Source organism: Jannaschia donghaensis (assembly GCF_001403795.1).
Lineage (GTDB): Bacteria > Pseudomonadota > Alphaproteobacteria > Rhodobacterales > Rhodobacteraceae > Jannaschia > Jannaschia donghaensis.
This window is the reverse complement of record NZ_CXSU01000011.1, coordinates 401,283-418,178: the sequence shown is the minus strand read 5'-3', so window position 1 is coordinate 418,178 and position 16,896 is coordinate 401,283. Positions and strand designations below refer to the sequence as shown.

15 protein-coding genes are annotated in these 16,896 nt (G+C 67.0%); 5 read left to right on the top strand and 10 right to left on the bottom strand.

The features are described 5' to 3' along the window. Nucleotides 1–78 precede the first annotated feature (78 nt). From accD to JDO7802_RS06535, 3 genes are read left to right on the top strand one after another with little or no spacing between them, the layout of a single operon-like run. Nucleotides 79–1,083 (top strand): acetyl-CoA carboxylase, carboxyltransferase subunit beta, encoded by a 1,005-nt coding sequence (accD, locus tag JDO7802_RS06545; protein WP_055083800.1) that lies wholly within the window; start codon nt 79–81, stop codon nt 1,081–1,083. Between the two features lie 32 nt (nt 1,084–1,115). Further along, on the top strand, nt 1,116–2,345 hold the full coding sequence (locus JDO7802_RS06540; RefSeq protein ID WP_144430574.1) for a bifunctional folylpolyglutamate synthase/dihydrofolate synthase: 1,230 nt from the start codon (nt 1,116–1,118) through the stop codon (nt 2,343–2,345). Continuing rightward, nucleotides 2,342–2,860 carry a hypothetical protein gene (locus tag JDO7802_RS06535; protein WP_187298104.1) on the top strand — a complete coding sequence of 173 codons (519 nt, stop codon included), beginning with the start codon at nt 2,342–2,344 and terminating at the stop codon, nt 2,858–2,860. The genes JDO7802_RS06540 and JDO7802_RS06535 overlap by 4 nt, the downstream gene beginning before the upstream one ends. Before the next feature lie 235 nt (nt 2,861–3,095). On the opposite strand, the gene zapE is transcribed toward JDO7802_RS06535, so the two are convergent. Then, complete coding sequence (gene zapE / locus JDO7802_RS06530) at nt 3,096–4,145, bottom strand: cell division protein ZapE (RefSeq protein ID WP_055083796.1); 1,050 nt, start codon at nt 4,143–4,145, stop codon at nt 3,096–3,098. A 346-nt stretch (nt 4,146–4,491) separates the two neighbouring features. On the opposite strand from zapE, the gene ggt reads away from it, so the two are divergent. After that, entirely contained in the window at nt 4,492–6,240 is a 1,749-nt protein-coding gene (gene ggt, locus JDO7802_RS06525; protein WP_187298103.1) for a gamma-glutamyltransferase, read from the top strand. Between the two features lie 40 nt (nt 6,241–6,280). On the opposite strand, the gene JDO7802_RS06520 is transcribed toward ggt, so the two are convergent. From JDO7802_RS06520 to JDO7802_RS06480, 9 genes are all read right to left on the bottom strand, one after another. After that, nucleotides 6,281–6,763 (bottom strand): hypothetical protein, encoded by a 483-nt coding sequence (locus JDO7802_RS06520; protein ID WP_055083794.1) that lies wholly within the window; start codon nt 6,761–6,763, stop codon nt 6,281–6,283. A gap of 56 nt (nt 6,764–6,819) precedes the next feature. Beyond that, the gene (locus JDO7802_RS06515; RefSeq protein WP_055083792.1) at nt 6,820–7,302 is read right to left on the bottom strand and encodes an RNA pyrophosphohydrolase; all 483 of its coding nucleotides are present in this window, start codon (nt 7,300–7,302) and stop codon (nt 6,820–6,822) included. Between the two features lie 61 nt (nt 7,303–7,363). Further along, on the bottom strand, nt 7,364–8,689 hold the full coding sequence (locus JDO7802_RS06510; protein WP_055083791.1) for a S41 family peptidase: 1,326 nt from the start codon (nt 8,687–8,689) through the stop codon (nt 7,364–7,366). Next, nucleotides 8,686–9,825: a murein hydrolase activator EnvC family protein gene (locus JDO7802_RS06505; RefSeq protein ID WP_055083789.1), complete on the bottom strand. Its 1,140-nt coding sequence runs from the start codon at nt 9,823–9,825 to the stop codon at nt 8,686–8,688. Before JDO7802_RS06505 ends, JDO7802_RS06510 begins: the two co-directional genes overlap by 4 nt. Then, nucleotides 9,822–11,333 carry a 2,3-bisphosphoglycerate-independent phosphoglycerate mutase gene (gene gpmI / locus JDO7802_RS06500; protein WP_055083787.1) on the bottom strand — a complete coding sequence of 504 codons (1,512 nt, stop codon included), beginning with the start codon at nt 11,331–11,333 and terminating at the stop codon, nt 9,822–9,824. The genes JDO7802_RS06505 and gpmI overlap by 4 nt, the downstream gene beginning before the upstream one ends. Nucleotides 11,334–11,361: 28 nt before the next feature. After that, nucleotides 11,362–11,826: a 23S rRNA (pseudouridine(1915)-N(3))-methyltransferase RlmH gene (gene rlmH / locus JDO7802_RS06495; protein ID WP_055083785.1), complete on the bottom strand. Its 465-nt coding sequence runs from the start codon at nt 11,824–11,826 to the stop codon at nt 11,362–11,364. Between the two features lies 1 nt (nt 11,827). Next, nucleotides 11,828–12,268, bottom strand: coding sequence for a ribosome silencing factor (rsfS, locus tag JDO7802_RS06490; protein WP_245624134.1), 441 nt, complete (start codon nt 12,266–12,268; stop codon nt 11,828–11,830). Nucleotides 12,269–12,380: 112 nt separating this feature from the next. Further along, nucleotides 12,381–13,679, bottom strand: a complete 1,299-nt coding sequence (locus JDO7802_RS06485) for an amidase (protein WP_055083783.1) — start codon at nt 13,677–13,679, stop codon at nt 12,381–12,383. Beyond that, nucleotides 13,672–15,036, bottom strand: a complete 1,365-nt coding sequence (locus JDO7802_RS06480; RefSeq protein WP_055083781.1) for a mechanosensitive ion channel family protein — start codon at nt 15,034–15,036, stop codon at nt 13,672–13,674. The genes JDO7802_RS06485 and JDO7802_RS06480 overlap by 8 nt, the downstream gene beginning before the upstream one ends. A gap of 225 nt (nt 15,037–15,261) precedes the next feature. Here JDO7802_RS06480 and leuC point away from each other — a divergent pair, with 225 nt between their 5' ends. Then, entirely contained in the window at nt 15,262–16,683 is a 1,422-nt protein-coding gene (gene leuC, locus JDO7802_RS06475; protein WP_055083779.1) for a 3-isopropylmalate dehydratase large subunit, read from the top strand. Nucleotides 16,684–16,896: the final 213 nt, after the last annotated feature.

Below are 16,896 nucleotides of genomic sequence, written 5' to 3'. Positions count from 1 at the left end.
GCGGCCGGTCGCGACGCCGAAGTTTGCAATCCCGCCGCGTCGTGGCTATCTCGGCCACGATAGTCGCGGGGAAGCGCCATGAACTGGATTTCGAACTACGTCCGGCCCAAGATCAACTCGCTCTTTTCGCGCCGCGAAGTGCCCGAGAACCTCTGGACCAAGTGCGACGAATGCGGAACGATGCTGTTCCACCGCGAACTGGCCGACAATCTGCGCGTGTGCACCAATTGCGACCACCACATGCACATCACCCCGCGCGACCGGTTCGACGCACTGTTCGACGGCGGTGTCTTCACCGAAGTCGCGGTGCCCAAGCCGATCGACGATCCGCTGAAGTTCCGCGATCAGAAGCGGTATCCCGACCGTCTGAAGGCCGCGCAGAAAGCCGCGAACGAGGCGGAAGCGATGCTGGTTGCCGAAGGCGAGATCCACCGGACGCCCGTGATCGTCGCCTGTCAGGATTTCGGCTTCATGGCCGGGTCGATGGGCATGTACGTCGGCAATGCGATCATCGCCGCCGCCGAACGGGCCGTCGCGCTGCACCGCCCGCTGATCCTGTTTTCCGCCGCCGGGGGCGCGCGGATGCAGGAAGGCATTCTGAGCCTGATGCAGATGCCGCGCACGACCGTCGCGGTCGAGATGCTCAAGGAAGCGGGCCTGCCCTATATCGTCGTGCTGACCCATCCGACCACCGGCGGCGTCACCGCGTCCTATGCGATGCTGGGCGACGTCCACATCGCGGAGCCGAACGCGCTGATCTGTTTTGCCGGCCCGCGCGTCATCGAACAGACCATCCGGGAGACGTTGCCCGAGGGGTTCCAGCGCGCCGAATACCTGCTGGACCACGGCATGCTGGACCGCGTGACCCCACGCAGCGAGCACCGCGACGAACTGGCGACGATCCTGCGGATGCTGATGGGCGAAGGCCCGATCGTCCACGGCGACCTGCCCGCCCCCGAAGTCGCCAAGGAAGAGGCCCTGACCGAGGCGCTGGAAACCGTGGCCGAAACGGCTGAAGAGATCGCGCAGGCGACCGGTAAACAATCGGCCCCCAGCGGCGGCCAGGACGGCAAGGCGCGGTGAGCGACGGGTCGGACGTCGTCCTTGACCGGTTGATGGCCCTGCACCCCAAGGTCATCGACCTGGTTCTCGACCGCGTGCATCGCCTGTTGGACGCGTTGGACCATCCAGAAGCACGACTCCCGCCTGTCATCCATATCGCCGGAACCAACGGAAAAGGATCGACGCAGGCGATGCTGCGCGCGGGACTAGAGGCGGCAGGCGACCGGGTTCATGCCTATACGTCCCCGCATCTGGCCCGCTTCCATGAACGGATCCGGCTGGCCGGCCATCTGATCGCGGAGGAGGATCTGGCCGACCTTCTGGCGGAGTGCGAGGCGGCCAACGGCGGCGCACCGATCACCTTCTTCGAGATCACGACCTGCGCGGCCTTCCTGGCTTTCGCGCGCACGCCCGCCGACTGGACCTTGCTGGAGGTGGGCCTCGGCGGGCGGCTGGATGCGACCAACGTCGTGACCCCGCGCCTGTCGATCATCACCCCCGTCTCCATGGATCACGAGGCGTTTCTGGGCGACACGTTGACGGCCATCGCAGGTGAAAAAGCGGGCATCCTGAATCGCGGCGTCCCCTGCATCGTGGGCCCGCAGGACGATGCCGCACTAGACGTAATCGAAGCAACCGCCGCGCGTCTGGGCGCCCCCCTGCTGATCCACGGCCAGCACTGGCACGTGACCGAAGAAGGCGGGCGGCTCGTCTTCCAGGACGAAACCGGTCTGATGGATTTGCCTCTGCCCCGTCTGATCGGCGCGCATCAGGTCGGCAATGCCGGGATAGCCATCGCCGCCCTGCGTGCGTTGAACCGCGCGGAGGGGGCCGAGGCCGCGATGACGGATGCCGTCTGGCCCGGCCGGATGCAACGCCTGACGAAAGGGCCGCTGGTGGACGCCGCCGGCACCGCCGAACTCTGGCTCGACGGCGGGCATAACCCCGCGGCTGGCACCGCGCTGGCTGAGGCGCTGACCCGGTTGCCGCCGCGCCCGCTCCACCTAATCTGCGGAATGCTGAACACCAAGGACGCGGCGGGTTACATGACACCACTGGCGGGGCCGGCCATTCATCTGCACGCCGTCTCCATTCCCGGCGAGGCGAATACGCTCTCGGCCACCGACACCTGCGCGGCCGCCGACCGGGCCGGCATTCCAAATTCTCCCGCCGCCAGCGTGGACGACGCCATCGCCGCGATCACGGCCATAGACCCGACCGCCCGCATCCTGATCTGCGGCTCGCTCTACCTGGCCGGTCACATCCTGAGGTCCAACGCATGATCCGCCCCGCGATCGTGATCCTTGCTTTCGCCGGCCCGGCGCAGGCCGCGACCCATTCCTTCTGCTGGGAAGGGGCCAATGACTACCGGATCGAGGGGTTCATCAGCTATCCCGACGACGCCGCGGGCGTCGTGACCGAAGATACGGTGACGGGCTTTGGCATCACCGGCTGGCGCGGCGGCGACTATCTGGGCGACTGGTCTCTGGCCGACCGAACGCCCGACACGTCCTTCACCCTGCGGTTCGACACGCGCACGCTGTCGTTCCCGATGGGCGGCTATCCGCAGGACGGGACTTACCAGGAATGGAACGCCGATGGCACCGCGACCGATTGCGGCGATCCCGGCTTCGGGTTCAACGGCGGCAACCGGGCGCAGGACCTGTGCGTGAACGGCCAGTTCATCGACGAATCCGGCATCGCGCCGGATACGCCCCTCACCATCTCTCCGGACGGCGGGTCGCCCTGCGGTCCTTTGCCGATGTCCGCTTTGCCGCGATCACGCCGCTTCGGTTGACCCCCGCCGCCTTTGTCGCCTGCCCCCACATCAGCGCCGAGAGCATCCGACGCGAAGGGGCTTTTTGCGCTTGATATCTCGCTGCATTGGCCGGTCACACGCTGGCCAATACGCGTCGCGCCCGACCGCTCGACCGGACGCCGCCCGACGCCCGTCTCGACATCGCCCCGGCCCGATCGCAGACCCGTCCTTGCCGGCTAACCCGGCCAACACCCCCAAAGCCGACACAAAGCGCCTAGGCGGTGGCCCAATCTGCCGCCTGCATCTCTCGCAGGCGGGACGCCGTGCGGTCGAACTCGAACCGCCCCTCGCCCGCTTCGTACAAGTCTTCCGGCTCCGCCGCCGCCGACATGATCAGGCGCACCTTCGCCTCGTAGAGCGCGTCGATCAGTGTCACGAACCGCTTGGCCTCGTTGTTCTGCGCCCGGCTCAGGCGCGGCACGTCGGTAAGGATCAGCACGCGGACCGCCTGCGCCAGCGCAAGATAATCGCCCGCCCCCAAAGGTCGGCCGCACAGCTGATCGAACGACGCGCGCGCCACGCCCGACGCGTAATCATCCAGCCGCACGTCGCGCCCCTTCACCCGCAGGGTCAACCCTTCGGATCGCCCATCGGTCAACCGCTTCCAGACGTCGTCCAACGCGCCGCCGCCGACGAAATACACCTGTTCGTCGCCCAGCCGGTCCTGTCGGTAGTCGCGGATCGCGGCCAATTCGTGAACGATCATGCGGTCCTTGAGCAGGTCGATGAACGGCACGAACAGTGCGCGGTTCAGACCGTTCTTGTACAAGTCGTCCGGCACCCGGTTCGACGTGGTCACAACGCGCACCCCGGCCGCGAACAGCTTTTCGAACAGGCGGCCCACGATCATCGCATCGGTGATGTCGGTGATCTGCATCTCGTCGAAGCACAACACGCGGACGTCCGCGATGATCGCGTCGGCAACGGGGGTCAGCGCGTCGTCCACCCCGGTCTTGCGGGCGGCGTGCATGCCGTCATGCACCTCCTGCATGAAAGCGTGGAAATGGACCCGGCGCGACGGCACCGGTGACGCTTCGTGGAACAGGTCCATCAACATGGATTTGCCCCGCCCGACCCCGCCCCACAGATAGCAGCCCATCGGCCCTTCGGGCGGTTTCGCCCGGCTGAAAAAGCCCCGCTTGGGCGGCGCGGCGGTCAATGCCGCGCGCACCCGTTCCAACGGGTCCAACGCGGCCGTCTGCGCCGGATCGGCGGTCAGCGTGCCGTCGGCGACGCGCGCGGCATAGATCTCGTGCAATGTCATGGCGGCGGCGTAACGCGCCCGCGCAGGTCAGTCCACCACGCGCCGCATTTCATCGCGTATCCCGTGTTCGGGGATACATATTTCTGAGGAACGGCAGGTGATCCATGGGCATGGTAGGCGCGGGATCAGGCACGCCGCGTCGGCCCCGGCATTCCCTTGCTGGACAGTCCGCCCTGCGATTCAATCGAAAGCTCCGTCATAGTTCGGTGGGTGGGCATCGGATCGCTATCGGCCAGCGCGCATCTTCTGGGGAACGACACCCCCATCGCGACGGCGCGTTGCCGAAGGGCTTGCCCCGGCGTCAATTCACGTCATCCTGTCGGGTATCATCACCGGGAGAGATACGATGCGCACCATATTGATGCCGACCCTGACCCTTTCCATCCTGCTGGCCGTGCCGGCCGTCGCGCAGGATGCGGCTGACACCGTCGCACCCGAGGGCGCGACCGGCCTGACGGTCGAGGCGGCCGCCCCCGTCACCGCCGAAAACTGGATGATCGCCGCCGCCAACCCGCTGGCCGCCGAAGCCGGCGCAAACGTTCTGCGACAGGGGGGCAGCGCCGCCGACGCGATGGTCGCGGTGCAATCCGTGCTCGGGCTGGTGGAGCCGCAATCGTCCGGCCTCGGCGGCGGTGCGTTCCTGGTATACTATGACGCTGCCACGGGCGAAGTGACGACGCTGGACGGGCGGGAAACCGCGCCGATGGCCGCGACGCCGACGTTGTTTCAGGTCGACGGAGAGCCGATGGGCTTCTTCGACGCGGTGGTCGGCGGCCTGTCGGTCGGCACGCCCGGCACCCCGATGCTGATGGAGGAGGCCCACCGTCGCTGGGGCAATCTGAACTGGCGCAGCCTCTTCGATGAGGCGATCGGCCACGCCGAGGAGGGGTTCGCGGTCTCTCCCCGCCTGGCCACGCTGGTCGCGGACGACGCGGAACGTCTGTCGGTGTCGGAGGCGACGGCCGCCTATTTCCTGCCCGGCGGCTTTCCGATCGCTGAAGGGTCGACGCTGACCAACTCTGCCTATGCCGGAACTTTGCGCGCCATCGCGGCCGGGGGGGCGGATGCGTTCTACGACGGGGAAATCGCCGAAGGAATCGTGGCGACCGTTCGCGGCGCCGCGCAGCCCGGCGTGTTGGCAATGAATGATCTGGAGGCCTACGACGTGGTGGAGCGGGCTGCCGTCTGCGCACCGTACCGCGGGGCCGATGTCTGCGGCATGGGCCCGCCATCGTCGGGCGCGCTGACCGTGGGTCAGATCCTTGGCCTTCTGGAAGGGTTCGATCTGGCCGCGATGGGCCCCGATTCCGCCGACGCCTGGCGGCTGATTGGGGACGCGTCGCGTTTGGCCTTCGCCGACCGGGGCCGGTACATGGCCGACAGCGACTTCGTTCCGGTGCCCACAGCGGGCCTGATCGATCCCGCCTATCTGGCCGACCGGGCCGAGTTGTTGGCCGGGGACGATGCCCTGCCGGAGGTTACGGCCGGCACACCGCCATGGGATCACGCCGCCCTGGTCTGGGCCGACGACCGCAGCATCGAGCTGCCCTCTACGTCTCACATCTCGATCGTGGATGCGGACGGCAACGCCCTGTCGATGACCACGACCATCGAGAACGGTTTCGGATCGCGGTTGATGGCACCGGGCGGTTTCCTTCTGAACAACGAGTTGACGGACTTCAGCTTCGCCACCCAGTCCGACGGCGTGCCCATCGCCAACCGGGTGGAGCCGGGCAAACGGCCCCGCTCGTCGATGGCCCCGACCATCGTGATGCAGGACGGCGCGCCGCTTCTGGTCGTCGGTTCTCCGGGTGGCAGCCGCATCATCGGCTATGTCGCCAAGACGATCATCGCCCATATGGACTGGGGCATGGACGTGCAGCAGGCCGTCGCCTTGCCGCATCTGGTCAACCGCTTCGGCACCTACGACGTGGAGGCCGGGACCAGCGCGGAAGGATTGTCGGAGGCGCTGACCGAACTGGGGTTCGAGGTGAACGCCCGCGACCTGACGAGCGGTCTGCATGTGATCGCCGTGGGCGAGACGCTGCAGGGCGGGGCGGACCCGCGTCGCGAGGGTGTCGCCATCGGCGAGTGACGGTCGGGCGGGGGCGGGCAGGTCGCGCCGCCCCCCCGGATCACCGCGCGGCCGCTTCGCAGGGGCCACCCGCCAGACAGACCTCGGCCTGATCCACGACCTGCGGCGTGGCGCTCAGCGAAAAGACCGAACAGGGGTTCGCGACAAGGATATTCTCCCCCTCGCGCCGCTCGATAAAGGCGACCACGCGGTCCAGCGGCACGCCGCCGCACCAGGGCCCGTCGCATCGCACTTCGACCGTGACCGGGAACACCGCTTCCTGCGTGAAGCCGTCGGGTCCGCCAAGGCGGCCGCCGAACCGGCCCTTGAGCGAATAGCCCTTCTTGTCGTTGGGGTCGTCGCCGGTGCCCGGCAGCGATTGGTTTGGCAGGGGCTGAAACCGACCGACGGCAACAACGTATTCAGCCTCCGCCTCGCTTGCCAATTGGAACGTGGCGGCGACCGACGTGGGAAGGCAGGACAGAGCGGCGGCCTGCCCCGCGACGCAGGTCGACAAGACGGCGGCAATGGCGAAGCGGTTCATCGGTCTCTCCGGTTTGGGTCAGGCAAGTGTCGGATCAACGGCAAGGCTAGGCAATATCATGCTGCCAAAAGGCCGAACCCGGTCAGGACGGATCGGTAGATGTCGCGCTTGAAGGGCACGATCGAAGCCAGAACCGCATCCGCCGGCATCCACGCCCAGCGTGCGAATTCCCGTTCGTGGAAGTCCAGATCGACGGCATCGTCCGGGCCGTCATAGGTGAAGCGGAACCAATGCTGCCGCTGCCCCCGGTACCTGCCCTTCCAGAGTTTGCCGACCAATTCCTCGGGCAGGTCATAGGCCAACGGATCGTCCAGCGCGTCGATCATCTGGACGGCATCCGGCGCGATGCCCGTCTCCTCGTGCAATTCGCGCAGGGCGGCGGCGCGCGGGTCTTCGCCGGGGTCGATCCCGCCCTGCGGCATCTGCCAGGCCCCGGGAAAGTTCATCCGCTCCCCCACCCAGATCAGGCCGTCGGGGTTGGTCAGACAGACGCCGGCGCAGGGGCGATACGGCAAGGTGACGATCGCATCCGAAGTCATGGTGATCCTTTCGTGGACAGGGGCGACCGCTGGCCGCCCCCGGACAGAGTTCTGTCGGCGATCAGCGCTCGATCGCCGTCAGACCCTTCAGGATGTCGATGGCATAGGCCATCTGGTAGTCTTCCTCCCGCAGGCGGGCGACGGCTTCCGCGGCCTCCTGCTCCAACCGGATCTGCTCCTGCTGATCCTCGGACAGGCTGTCGTTTGACAGCGACCCGCGCAGCCCGGCCTCGGTGCGGCGGTTCGGCGTGTCCGCCTCCTCCTCCTCGGCGTTGGGGTTGCGGGGCGGCTGCACCACGACGATGTCGGGCGAAATGCCCAGTGCCTGGATCGACCGGCCCGACGGCGTGTAATACCGCGCCGTCGTCAGACGGATCGCGCCGTCGCCGCGCACCGGCATGATCGTCTGGACCGATCCCTTGCCGAAGCTCTTGGTGCCGACGACGACCGCGCGGCGGTGATCCTGCAGCGCACCCGCGACGATTTCGGAGGCCGAGGCCGACCCGCCGTTGATCAAAACGACCATCGGCAGGCCCTCGACGATGTCGCCGGCCTTGGCGTTGAACCGCTCCCCGCCCTCACTCTCGCGCGACCGGGTGGAAACGATCTCCCCCTGCTCCAGGAAGGCATCGGCAAGATCGACGCCCGACGTCAGCAGGCCACCGGGATTGTTGCGCAGATCCAGGACGATGCCGTTGACGTTCTCGAGCCCGCCCATCTCCTCGACGACCTCGTCGAAGCCATCGCGTACGTTGGGCAGGGTCTGGTCGTTGAAGGTCGACGCGCGGATGACGACGGTGTCGCCTTCCTTGCGCACACGGGCGGCGGTCAGCTTGATCGTGTCACGGGTGATCGTGATGTCGATCGGCTCCTCCAGGCCCTCGCGGACGATGGTGACGACGATGTCGCTGCCCACGGGGCCGCGCATCAACTCCACCGCTTCCTCCAGGGTGAAACCCAGGATGTTCTCGCCATCGACCGCGGTGATGAAATCGCCCGCCTCGACGCCGGCTTCGAATGCGGGCGTGCCGTCCATCGGCGTGATGACCTTCACATAGCCTTCTTCTTGCGTCACCTCGATGCCCAGGCCGCCGAATTCGCCGCGCGTATCGGTCTGCATCTCCTCGAAATCGCGGGGCGGCAGGTAGGAGCTGTGCGGGTCGAGCGACGTCAGCATCCCGTTGATCGCCGCTTCGATCAGCTCGCCTTCCTCCACGTCTTCGACGTATTGGTTGCGGATCCGCTCGAACACGATGCCGAAAAGATCCAATTGCTCATAGACGGACGCATCCTCGGATTCCTGCGCCAGCAGCGGCCCCGCCACTTGGGTCGTCGCCAATATACCCGCCAGGATGCCGCAGCTTGCGGCCATCGCGATCTTTTTCATCTCTCAATCCCTGTTCTTTCGGCGGCCCCGGTCGCCGCGCCCTGTTCGATGGCGAACCATGTCGCCGGATCCGTGGGCGTTCCGCCCTGTCTGACTTCGATATAAAGCGTCTCGGAGCGCAAAGCGCCACCGTCCGTGGCAACATCACGCAGGTTTTCCCCCGCAACGCGCGATCCCCCGCCCATTAGGCCAAGCGGTGCACCGGCCCGGACGATCTTGGCCTGACCAGCATAGACCTGTGCCAGCCCGGCGAACACCAGAAGCAGACCCGACTGCGGCTCCAGGATGATCACATTGCCGTAATCCAGAAGCGGCCCGGAATAGCGGATCGTCCCGGCCGCCGGGGCCGTCACGATGGCCGCCGGCGGGGCCGCGATCACCAGACCGGGGCGCGCGATGCCCGCCGCGTCCGGCTGGCCGAACCCGCGCAGCACGCGGCCGGCGACGGGCAAGGGCAGTGGCGGCTCCAGCGGGGTGCTGGCGGTCGGCGGCAGGGTACCCAGGCCTTGGGCAAAAGCTTCCAGCGTGTCGACCCGGCCCAGCAGGGCGGCGATGCGTGCCGCATCTTCCGACAGGCGTGGCGGCAGGTCGGACCGCTCGGCGATGGCTTCGGACAAGGCGACCCGCGCTTCCTGCACGCCGGTCAGACCCAGGGCCAGACTGTCGGCGGCGCTTTGCTCCAGCAGTCGTACCTCGCGCAGGGTTTCCAGATCGGCGCGCAGCCCTTCGGCGCGCGCGTTCAGTGCCGGGGCCACCTCGCCCAGCATCATCGACGACCGCGCCGACCCCAGCGCCCCGGACGGATGCATCAGCAACAACGGCGCGGGCGCGCGTTCGATCGCCTGCAACGCCGCGATCAGGCGACCGATCTCGGCTTCGCGGGCGCGCAGATCCGCCGTCAAGGCGCGTTCGCGGATCGCGACCTGCCGCAACCCGTCGCGCAGCGCCGAAAGCCCTTCCTCATAGGCCTTGACCACCGCCGTCAGCGCCGCCACCCGGTCGCGCGCGCCCTGCGCCTGTTCCAGTTGCCGTGCGGCGCTGGACAGTTGCGTGGCGGCCGCACGTGCCGTGTCGGCGGCAGTCTGCGCCTGCACGGGCCAACCCAGCAGCACGATGAGGGCGGCGAGGCGGATCATCCCAGCAAGCTCTGCCCGGTCATCTCCTCGGGCGGCTCGATCCCCATCAACGCCAACAGCGTCGGGGCCAGATCGCCCAGCTTGCCATCGCGCAGCGCCGCGTCCTCGGGTCCGCCCCACAGGATCACCGGCACGGGGTTAAGCGTGTGCGCGGTATGCGCCTTGCCGGTGACCGGATCGACCATCGTCTCGCAGTTTCCATGATCGGCGCAGACGATCATCGCGCCGTCCGTCCCCTCCAGCGCGTCCATGACCCGCGCCAGACCGCGATCGACCGCTTCGCAGGCTGCCGTCGCCGCCGCCAAATCGCCGGTGTGGCCGACCATGTCCGGGTTGGCATAATTCACCACGATCAGGTCGTAGCCCTTCTCTATAGCGGCGACGAAGGCGTCCGTCACCTCGACCGACGACATCTCGGGTTGCAGGTCATAGGTGGCAACGTCCGGCGAACGGGGCATGAGGCGATCCTCCCCCTCCTCCGGCTCCTCCACCCCGCCGTTCAGGAAGAACGTAACATGCGGATATTTCTCGGTCTCGGCCAGGTGGAATTGCGTGCGACCCTTGGTGGCAATCCAGTGACCCAGGGTGTTTGGCACGGTCTGCTTGGGAAATACGGTCGACATGAAGGCGTCGTGCGCCTCGGAGTAGTTCACCATCCCCAGCATCGACAGGTCCGGCCGGCCGTTCGTCTCGAACCCATCGAAATCGGGCGCGGCCAGCGCGCTGAGGATCTCGCGCGCACGGTCGGCGCGGAAGTTGAGGCAGAAGACCCCGTCGCCGTCCTGCATTCCGTCGTAGTCCCCCAGAATCGTCGGCTGGATGAATTCGTCACTCTCGTCCCGGCTGCGCGCGTCAACGACGGCGGCATCCGCGTCCTTCACATGCTCCCCTTCGGCCCAGACCATCGCGGCCCAGGCGCGTCGCACCCGGTCCCACCGAGTGTCGCGGTCCATCGCGAAATAGCGCCCGGTCAGCGTGCCGACCGATGCCCCGTCCGGCAGACCGTCCCTTAACGTCTCGACGAAGCCTTCGGCCGACCGCGGGGCCACGTCGCGCCCGTCGGTGATGGCGTGGATCACGACCTTCACGCCTGCGTCCGTCACCGCGCGCGCCGCCGCCAGCAGGTGATCGATGTGCCCGTGCACCCCCCCGTCCGAGATGACACCCATCAGATGCGCGGTTCCGCCGCTTGCCTTCAGCCCCTTGATCCAGTCGCGCAGCGCCTTTTCCCGCGCGAATGTATCATCGGCGATGGCCTTGTTGATAAGACCCAGGTCCATCCACACGACGCGGCCCGCGCCGATGTTCATGTGGCCCACTTCCGAATTGCCCATCTGACCTTCGGGCAGGCCCACCGCCGGGCCGAACGTCGTCAGTGTCGCGTGCGGGCAGGTCGCCATCAGCCGGTCGAACGTCGGCGTGTCGGCACAGTCGGGGGCCGATTGGGCGGGCCGGTCGCTGATGCCCCAGCCGTCGAGGATGCACAGGATGACGGGTTTCTTGTCCATGTCGGATCTCCGGAAGGGATATGCGGTGTTAGACCCGATGATAGGGGCTGCCCGCAAGGATCGAGGCGGCGCGGTAGAGCTGTTCGGCGACCATCACCCGGACCAGCATGTGCGGCCAGACCATCGCCCCGAAACTGATCGCCAGATCCGCCCGGTCGCGCAGATCGGGGGCGATGCCGTCCGCCCCGCCGATCACCAGCGCCACATCGCGGGCCTGGTCACGCCAGTCGCCCAGATGCGCCGCGAAGTCCGGCGACGTGATCCGCCGCCCCCGTTCATCCAGGATCGCCATGGCCGCGCCAGGCGGGATGGCGCGGGCGATCAACTCCCCCTCGGCGATCATGCCAGCCCCTTTTGCGTCCAGTTCCGTCACCGTCACCGGCGGCAGGCCCAGACCACGCCCCGCCTTGGCGAAGCGGTCCAGATAATCCTCCACCATCATCTTTTCGGGGCCCTTGCGCAGGCGCCCGACGCAGACGAGGTGCAGCTTCATGTCAGACGTTGCGCGTCGGCTCGGACGCGGGGTCGAGCCACATCTTTTCCAGCTGATAGAACTCGCGGACTTCGGGTCGGAAGATGTGAACGATCACGTCGCCCGCATCCAGCAACACCCAGTCGCCCTGGGATTTGCCTTCGGTGCGGGCGTTTCGGCCCAGCGTACCCTTCAGCTTCTCGGTCAGTTTCTCGGCCAGGGCGCCGACCTGACGGGTCGAACGCCCCGAGCAGACGACCATGTGATCGGCCACGGAGGACTTTCCGGCCAGGTCGATCTGAACGATCTCCTCGGCCTTTTCCTCGTCGAGGGTGGTCAGGATGAGGGCCAGCGTCGCGTCGCTGGCGGTCTTGTCGGCGCCGGGGCGCGCTGTGTGGTCGGAAGGCAGGGTCCGATCCTCCGCAAAGGTGTGCGCCACCGGGCGCATGAATGGAATGGTCATGTAACACCGGGACCGCCGTCCTACAACGTCGGCACGCCCATTGCCCTGTCCGTGGGCGCAGGTCAATCGCGCGCGGCCCTGGGGCGCGGACCCCCGCGCAAGCGGCAATGCATCACGAAGGAACCCGGTCCGCCCATGGCCGCGCCGCGTGCATGCGCCGGGCCAGATGGATCAGGTCGCTGTCGCGCCCGCGCCGCGCGATCAACTGCACGCCCATGGGCAGGTCGTGGTGAAACCCGACGGGCACGGAAATCGCAGGCACGCCAATCAGTGACGCGGGCACGACAACCTCCATCCAGCGGTGATAGGTGTCCATCGGCACCCCGCCAATCGCGTCGGGCCAGTCGAGCGTGGCGTCGAACGCGAAGCATTGCGCCGACGGAAGGGCGATGACGTCAACCTCCATCGCGTCGAAGCGCCGCGCCCAAGTCGCGCGGATCGCGCTGGCCCGCGTCACGTCGTCGAGGGTCAGCATGCGACCGCGTTCCACCTCCCAGTGAAGCGCGGGTTTGGAAGCGGCGGCAAAGGCGTCGGTCCACAGCGGCTTCATCTTCTGCCAGATCGCGAAACTGCGCAGGATCGTCCAACTGGTCCACAGGTCGGAGGCCTTCATCGGCGGTGCGACCGGATCGGCCAGCCCGTCAAGAGCAGCTTCGCACAAGGCCAGCACGCCCTCCTCCATCGGATAGGCCCCGCCCCAATCCGCCAGCCAGCCGATGCGCGGCGCACGCGGGGCATCCGCGCGGTACGACGGGGCCAAAACCCGCAGCAGCAATTCGAGGTCGTCCGGCGTGCGCGCCATCGGGCCGTCGGTCGACAGCGGATGCAGGACAGGATCGCCGACCGGCGCGGACGGCACCAACCCATGGGTCGGGCGCAGGCCGAAGACGTTGTTCCACGCCGCCGGATTGCGCAGCGATCCCATCATGTCGGACCCGTCCGCCAGATGCAGCAACCGTGCCGCCAACGCCGCCCCCGCCCCACCCGAGGACCCGCCCGCACTGCGCGTCCTGTCCCATGGGTTCAATGTCGTGCCGTGGACGGAATTGAAGGTGTGGCTGCCCAAACCGAATTCCGGCGTGTTGGTCTTGCCGATCAAGATCGCGCCCGCGCCGCGCAGGGCGGCCGCCGTCGGACCATCTGCCGTCGGGACGTGATCGGCAAAGGTTGGATGGCCATAGGTGGTGCGGATTCCCGCGGTGTCGGCCAGATCCTTCACCGCCATCGGCAGACCGGACAGCGGACCGGGGCGCGGATGCGACGCCTCCGCCAGCAGGTCGTCGCGGTTGCGCAGCGAAACCACCGCATTGAGGTCGGAGCCGGCGATCCGGTCCAGCGTGTCCGCCATCAGCGCCCTTGGATCGTGGCGGCCCGCTGCCAGATCGGACAGCAGCGATGCCGCGTCAGTCACGGCCCAGCATCTCCGCCCCGTCGGGCCCTTCCAGCGACTTGGCCGGCGCGCCGTTCAAATGCTTCACCTCCCGCTGCGGGAACGGGATGGAGATGCCGTGTTCGCGGAAGGCATCCCACAGGGCCAGGTAAACGTTGCCCCGGATATTGGTCAGCCCGTCGGTGGGGTCGGCGATCCAGAAGCGCAGGATGTAATCGACCGAGGAATCGCCGAAGCCCACGATGTGGCAGACCGGCTCCTTCGACGACAGGACGCGCTTGGTTCCCTTGGCGGCGTCGATCGCCACGCTGCGCACCAGATGCGGATCGTCGCCGTAGGCGGTGCCGAAATAGATGTCGAGGCGAACCAGTTGATTGGAATGGGACCAGTTGACCACCAGCCCGGTGATCAGATCCTCGTTCGGGACGAGGTATTCCTTGCCGTCGCGCGTGGTGATCGACACGTAGCGTGCGGTCAGCGAATTGATCCAGCCGAAGGTGTCGCCGATGGTGATGACGTCGCCGGGCTTGATCGACTTGTCGAGCAGGATGATGACGCCCGACACGAGGTTCGAGACGACCTTCTGCAAGCCGAAGCCCAGACCCACCCCGATGGCCCCCGACAGGACCGCCAGACCCGTCAGGTCGAACCCCACCGCCTTGAGGCCCAGGAAGAACGCGCCCGCATACAGAACGATCTGCAGCAGCTTGACGACCAGCACGCGCATCGACGGGCTGATATCCTCGTTGCGCGAAATCCGGCTGGAGGTTGTCTGCGCGACGAACCGCGCCCCGGTGAACAGGATGCCGATCACGATCAGCGCCGTGATCGCGCCCAAGAGCGAAAGCCGGAAGTCCCCCACGCTGATGGCAAGGTTATCGAGAACTTGCTTCGTCTCGTCCAGAATGCCGAGGTAGAAGACCGTGACATAGGCCCACAGACCCCAATTCACGATCTTGCGCAGAAACGGGTTGCGCACCAGGCGCGCGACGAAGCTGACGATCATCCAGGCCGTGCCGATCGTTGCCGCCAGGCCGACAAGATAGCTGCGCGACGGCCAGCGGAACAGGTCCTGCATCACCAGATAGACGGCCCAGGCCAGCACCGCGAAGGTGATCAGGCCCAGCCTGTTGCGCACGATGACCAGCCAGCGCAGCTGCCACTTCGGCCGACCCGTCTGCGTGCGCATCCAGGCCGTCATCCGGTCGCCCAGCCATTTGCGGATCAGCCAGGCCAGCGCCACCAGCCCCAGCACGATCACCAGCTGCCACAGCTTCCAGCCCGGCTGCAACAGGTCGGACACGAAGGTCAGGCCCGTGTGCCACAGGCGGACGAGTTCGTCCTTGAGCGGGATGTCGGCGAGGATATCATCTTCCATCCCCCCTTTTGCGCAGGCCGCACCGCCTTTGCAACGGCCCGCCATTGCGACGCCGCGGGCAAGGAGGTATCGGGGGCCATGAAACGCGTGCACGATCTTTGCGACCACGATTTCCTGCCATGGCGGTTCTTCGGGCGTGCCCACGGGGTGACGGCGCACGTCTGACGCGCCTCCCTCGACCGACCTTCGACGACCATCGACACATCAGCCAAGGAGTCCTGCGCGATGCCCGGCAAAGACACATCCTCCAAGACACTCTACGACAAGATCTGGGACGCGCATCTGGCGCACGAGGCCGAGGACGGCACGTCCCTGCTCTATATCGACCGCCATCTGGTCCACGAAGTGACCTCCCCCCAGGCGTTCGAAGGACTGCGCATGACGGGCCGTACCGTGCGCGCGCCCGACAAGACCATCGCCGTGCCCGATCACAACGTGCCAACCACGGTGGACCGTGCCAACGCCGCCACCATGACCGAGGACAGCCGCATCCAGGTCGAGGCGCTTGACAAGAACGCCAAGGAATTCGGCATCCACTACTATCCCGTGTCCGACGTGCGTCAGGGCATCGTGCACATCGTCGGCCCCGAACAGGGCTGGACCCTGCCCGGCATGACCGTCGTCTGCGGCGATAGCCACACGGCCACCCACGGGGCCTTCGGCGCGCTGGCCCACGGCATCGGCACGTCCGAGGTGGAGCATGTGCTGGCCACCCAGACCCTGATCCAGAAGAAATCGAAGAACATGAAGGTCGAGATCACGGGCAAACTGCGCCCCGGTGTCACGGCCAAGGACATCACCCTGTCGGTCATCGGCAAGACTGGGACCGCCGGCGGCACCGGATACGTCATCGAATACATGGGCGAGGCGATCCGCGATTTGTCGATGGAAGGCCGCATGACCGTCTGCAACATGGCGATCGAGGGCGGCGCGCGTGCTGGCCTGATCGCGCCGGACGAAAAGACGTACGAATATTGCATGGGCCGCCCGCATGCGCCCAAGGGCGCGCAGTGGGAAGCGGCCCTGAAGTGGTGGAAGACGCTTTATTCCGACGACGACGCCCATTGGGACATGGTCGTGACCATCGCGGGCGAAGACATCGCGCCCGTCGTCACCTGGGGCACCTCGCCCGAGGACGTCCTGCCGATCACCGCGAAGGTGCCCGCCGCCAGCGATTTCACCGGCGGCAAGGTCGATGCGGCCAAGCGGTCGCTGGATTACATGGGCCTGACGCCCGGCACGCCATTGTCGGACGTGGAGATCGACACGGTGTTCATCGGATCGTGCACCAATGGCCGGATCGAGGATCTGCGCGCCGCCGCCGCGATCCTGAAGGGCAAGAAGATCAAGGACGGTTTGCGCGCCATGGTCGTGCCCGGATCGGGCCTGGTCCGCGCGCAGGCCGAAGAAGAGGGTCTGGCTGACATCTTCAAGGACGCGGGCTTCGAATGGCGGATGGCCGGGTGTTCCATGTGCCTGGCGATGAACCCTGATCAACTGTCACCGGGCGAGCGTTGCGCGGCCACATCGAACCGCAATTTCGAGGGTCGTCAGGGGCGCGGCGGACGCACACATTTGATGTCGCCCGGCATGGCGGCGGCGGCAGCGATCACGGGCCGTCTGACGGATGTGCGCGAGATGATGTAGGGCATATGCCCTGCGCAGATGCGAAGGGGGCGGTTCTGACGGGCCGCCCCTTTTTGTTTAGTGGTAAGGATCAGTTGGAGACGAGGTCGATTTGAGGCCCGTTTGCCGCCAGGTCGCCCAGCATGACGAATTCGCCAACCGCATCGCAGCCCGGCATCGTCAGGGTCAGATCCTGCGTCCGCGGATCGGCCCCCGGCGTCACCCGGATCGTGC